General features: G+C 72.1%; 5 protein-coding genes. 2 read left to right on the forward strand and 3 right to left on the reverse strand.

Annotated features, from left to right (window positions below; translation table 11 throughout):
* On the forward strand, positions 1–750 hold a 750-nt coding region (locus V7Z97_RS19715), incomplete at its 5' end, for a calcium-binding protein (RefSeq protein ID WP_334165228.1).
* Positions 751–843: 93 nt separating this feature from the next.
* Entirely contained in the window at positions 844–1,989 is a 1,146-nt protein-coding gene (locus V7Z97_RS19720) for a mechanosensitive ion channel family protein (protein ID WP_334165232.1), read from the forward strand.
* 17 nt (positions 1,990–2,006) lie between these two features.
* Here V7Z97_RS19720 and V7Z97_RS19725 read toward each other — a convergent pair whose 3' ends face one another.
* The 3 genes from V7Z97_RS19725 to V7Z97_RS19735 are packed head-to-tail and all read right to left on the reverse strand — an operon-like array spanning position 2,007 to position 3,750.
* A complete protein-coding gene (locus V7Z97_RS19725; protein ID WP_334165234.1) occupies positions 2,007–2,810 on the reverse strand; it encodes a M56 family metallopeptidase in 804 nt (267 codons plus the stop codon).
* Positions 2,797–3,171, reverse strand: coding sequence for a BlaI/MecI/CopY family transcriptional regulator (locus tag V7Z97_RS19730; RefSeq protein ID WP_334165236.1), 375 nt, complete (start codon positions 3,169–3,171; stop codon positions 2,797–2,799). The genes V7Z97_RS19725 and V7Z97_RS19730 overlap by 14 nt, the downstream gene beginning before the upstream one ends.
* A 9-nt stretch (positions 3,172–3,180) precedes the next feature.
* Positions 3,181–3,750, reverse strand: a complete 570-nt coding sequence (locus V7Z97_RS19735; protein WP_334165237.1) for a MotA/TolQ/ExbB proton channel family protein — start codon at positions 3,748–3,750, stop codon at positions 3,181–3,183.
* Between the last annotated feature and the right edge of the window lie 35 nt (positions 3,751–3,785).

Below are 3,785 nucleotides of genomic sequence, written 5' to 3' on the forward strand. Positions count from 1 at the left end.
AAGGCCGTGGCCCCTCCCCCGCCGCCGGAGCCGGAACCGACCTACCAGAACACCCTCTTCAGCCTGGCCGAGACCGGCGCGCCGTCCCGCATCATCGCCGGCTCCGCCAAGCAGGACACCCTGACCGGCGATGGCCGAAACGACCTGATCGACGGCAAGGGCAACGCCGACACCATGACCGGCCGCGGCGGCGACGACACCTACATGGTCGACCGCGCCACCGACCGGGTCGTCGAGGCGGCGGGCGAAGGGACGGACCAGGTGATCAGCACCAGCTCCGCCTACACCCTCGCCGCGCATGTCGAGAACCTCACCCTCGCCGCCACCTGGGCGCAGAAGGGCGTTGGGAACGAGCTCGACAACCGGCTGGCGGCGAACGATGCGGGATCCACCCTCGATGGCGCGGCGGGCGACGACATCCTGATCGCGGGCCGCGGCGCCGACGTCCTGACCGGGGGCGCCGGGAAGGACATCTTCCGCTTCGACCAGCTGTCAGCCTCCGCGGACCGCATCACCGACTTCACCCGAGGGGAGGACATGCTGGACCTGCGCGGCCTGTTCCAGCAGGCGGGCTATGCGGGCGCCGACCCCGTGGCTGACGGCTGGCTGCAGCTGAAGGCGGGCGCCGATGGCCTCGGCGTCTGGTTCGACGCAGACGGCGCCGGGGCCGGGGCGCCCGTGCTGGTGGCGACGCTCGCAGGGGTCACCACGACGGCGCTTGCGGCGCAGAACGACTGGTTCTTCGCCTAGCGCCGGGGAGACGTGCCCCTGCCGGACCGGCGGGGGCGGAACGGCGGCGGCGCTGAGGGGTTAGCGAAGAACCCCTCACATCGCGGATGCCGGATGCCTTCTGTCGCCTCCCTCACCACCGACGCGCGCGGGCTGCTGGCCTGGGCGCCGCCATGGCTCGCCACCCTGATCGTGTTTTCCGCCGCCCTGGCGATCGCGCTTGTGGCCCACGAGCTTCTGGTGCGGCTGGTCCGCCGCGTGCTGAGCCGCCGCGACGAGTTCTGGCGCGCCCTCGTGGTCCGCACGCGACGACCGGTGCGGATGGCCATGGTGCTCCTCGCCCTGGTCGTGGCCACTCCCGTGGCGCCGCTGAGCGGTGAGAACGCCGCCTTCCTCCGCCACGGCCTGCTGATCGGCTTCATCGTGCTGTTTGGCTGGATGACCATGACGGCAATGGACATCGGGGCGGCGCTCTACATGCGTCGCTTCCGGACCGACGTCTCCGACAATCTGGTGGCCCGCAAGCACCTGACCCAGGTCAGGATCCTGCGCCGGGCGCTGGCGACCTTCATCATCGTGGTCACCGTGGCGCTCGCCCTGATGACCATCAGCGGGGTCCGTCAGTGGGGCGTCAGCCTGCTGGCCGCCGGCGGCGCGGCCTCGCTGCTCGTCGGCCTAGCGCTGCAGCCCCTCCTGTCCAACCTGTTCGCCGGCATCCAGATCGCCGTCACCCAGCCGATCCGCATCGACGACGCGGTGATCGTCGAGGGCGAGTGGGGCAATGTGGAGGAGATCACGGCGACCTATGTCGTGGTCCGTGTCTGGGACGAGCGCCGCCTCGTCGTGCCCCTCACCTACTTCCTGCAGAAGCCCTTCCAGAACTGGACGCGGGAGTCCGCGTCCCTGCTCGGCACGGCCATGGTCCATGTGGACTACGCCACGCCCGTGGAGACGGTGCGGCGCAAGCTCGAGGAGATCGCGCGGGCCTCGCCGCACTGGGACGGGCGGGTCTGCGTCCTGCAGGTCACCGAGCTGCGCGAACGCACCATGGAGCTCCGCTGCCTGGTCAGCTCCGCCAGCGCAGGCGCCGCCTTCGACCTGCGTTGCGAGGTGCGCGAGAAGCTGATCGGCTGGCTGCAGGCCGAGCTGCCGCAGGCCCTGCCCCGAGAGCGCCAGGTGCTGCACCCGTCCGACGACTGGGGCCGCGACGACGAGGATAGCCCAACCCACACCCGGTCGCCCGAGGCGCGGCCGCAGTAGGTTTCAGAACCGGAGTGTCAGGGCCGGATGGCGTCCACCTGGACGCCGACCGCCCCGCCGCGGCCGCCGCCGACCCGGCGCTTCAGCAGCGCCACGCGCACCTCCAGGGGATGCGGGCCGAGCGCCGACCAATAGCAGCCGAGCGGCGCAGGCGAGCCGGCGAGCTGGGTCTTGAGCAGGGTGCGGGCGTAGAGCGCCCGTGCGCCGGGCCGGCTGAGCACCACGCCTGCGTCGCAGGCCAGTTCCTGGTCCAGCCGGAGCGCCCCGGCCGCGAGATGGATGGCGGGATTGTACCAGAAGAGGCAGCGGGCGAGCGCCAGGAAAGCCACCGCGCGGGTGTCCTTGCGGGCGATATGCTGCCGCTCGTGAGCGCGGATCAGCTCGCGCTCCTCGGATGTGTAGCGGCCGTCGTCGGCGGGCATGACGATGCGCGGCGAGATCAGCCCCACCACGGCCGGACCGCCATGTCCGCGTCGCAGCTGGACGACGAACCGCGCCTGGGCGACCGCGAAGACCGCTGCGGCGAGCGTCGCGCCCGCCGCCCAGACCAGGGTCACGCCGAGGCCGGGGGCCGGCGCCGCCAGCCGCTGCTCGGGCGCCTGGCCCACGAACAGGGCGAGCGCCCCGCCGGCCGCCAGAAGCGGCAGGGCCCAGAGCGCGTAGGCGACCTGCGGCCCCACCAGCCGGCGGACCGGGATGCGGACCGCCAGCACGACGAGAAGGCCGGCCGCCGCGGCCAGGTTCACATAGACCAGGGCCGTGGCGAAGGCCGCCAGCGGGTCGGGACCGAAGAGCGGGGCGAGGTCCTCAGGCGTCGTCATCGTCCAGGTCCTCGATCAGACGCTTCAGCCGGGCCACCTCGTCCGGCGCGAGCGGCCGGTGCTTGGCGTAGTGGGCCACCAGCGGGGCGAGTTCCCCGCCGAAGAGGCGGTCGAGCAGCCCCTGGCTCTCGCCGGTGACGTACTCGGCGCGGCTGACGAGCGGGCGGTAGCGCGTACGCCCGCCGCTCCGCTCGGAGACCAGCGCCTTCTTCTTCAGGAGGCGGTTGATCAGCGTCTTGACCGTGGCCTCGCCCCAGTTCTGGGCGGGCCCGACCTGGCCCACGATCTCATCGGCGCTGAGCGGATTGTCCCGCCAGAGCGCTTCCATGATGTGGCTTTCCGCCGCCGAGATCCGGGTCATGGCGTCAGTCTAAGCCGAGACCCGCGCCTGGCGCGACAGGGATTGCAGCGGCGCGGCGGCCGGCTCGTCAGCCTCGAGGCCGACGCTGTAGAGCCGGGCCTTCAGGTGGCGGTGGCCGATCACCGCGATGGCGGCGGCCAGCAGGCCCAGCATGGCCGACAGCAAGGCCTCGGCGAAGCCCGGCGCCATGATGCTGAGCGACGGGACGGGACGCACGTTCGAGACGCCGATGAACGAATGCAGCAGGGTGTAGGCCGAGCCGAAGAAGCCGATCAGCGGTCCGGCGGCGCCCAGCGCGGAGAGATAGGCCATGGCGCCGGCGAACCCGCGGCCGCCCCGGCCCACCCGGACCGCCTGCACGATCCACACTCCCAGGGCCGCGATCGCGGCCAGCATCAGCCCGCCCATCACCAGCTGCATGACGATGTCGGCGTCCGCGAAGACGCCGCCGAGGCTGAGCCGATCCTCCGGGGCCACCAGCATCCATTCGGGGTCAGGCGGCGCGATGGTCTGGGCCGCGGCGCTGGCTCCGGTCAGGAAGGCGAGCGCCGCGGCGCTCCAGGTCAGGTGGCGAAGCATCGGCGTCTCTCTCCCGGTTTATGTCTGTAAGATGG

The organism is Phenylobacterium sp. (assembly GCF_036821595.1).
GTDB lineage: Bacteria > Pseudomonadota > Alphaproteobacteria > Caulobacterales > Caulobacteraceae > Phenylobacterium.

Bases quoted from the DNA above. Each gene is read 5' to 3' on its own strand.
- V7Z97_RS19720 (WP_334165232.1), top strand. From the start codon at position 844: ATGCCTTCTGTCGCCTCCCTCACCACCGACGCGCGCGGGCTGCTGGCC.
- V7Z97_RS19725 (WP_334165234.1), bottom strand. From the start codon at position 2,810: ATGACGACGCCTGAGGACCTCGCCCCGCTCTTCGGTCCCGACCCGCTG.
- V7Z97_RS19730 (WP_334165236.1), bottom strand. From the start codon at position 3,171: ATGACCCGGATCTCGGCGGCGGAAAGCCACATCATGGAAGCGCTCTGG.
- V7Z97_RS19735 (WP_334165237.1), bottom strand. From the start codon at position 3,750: ATGCTTCGCCACCTGACCTGGAGCGCCGCGGCGCTCGCCTTCCTGACC.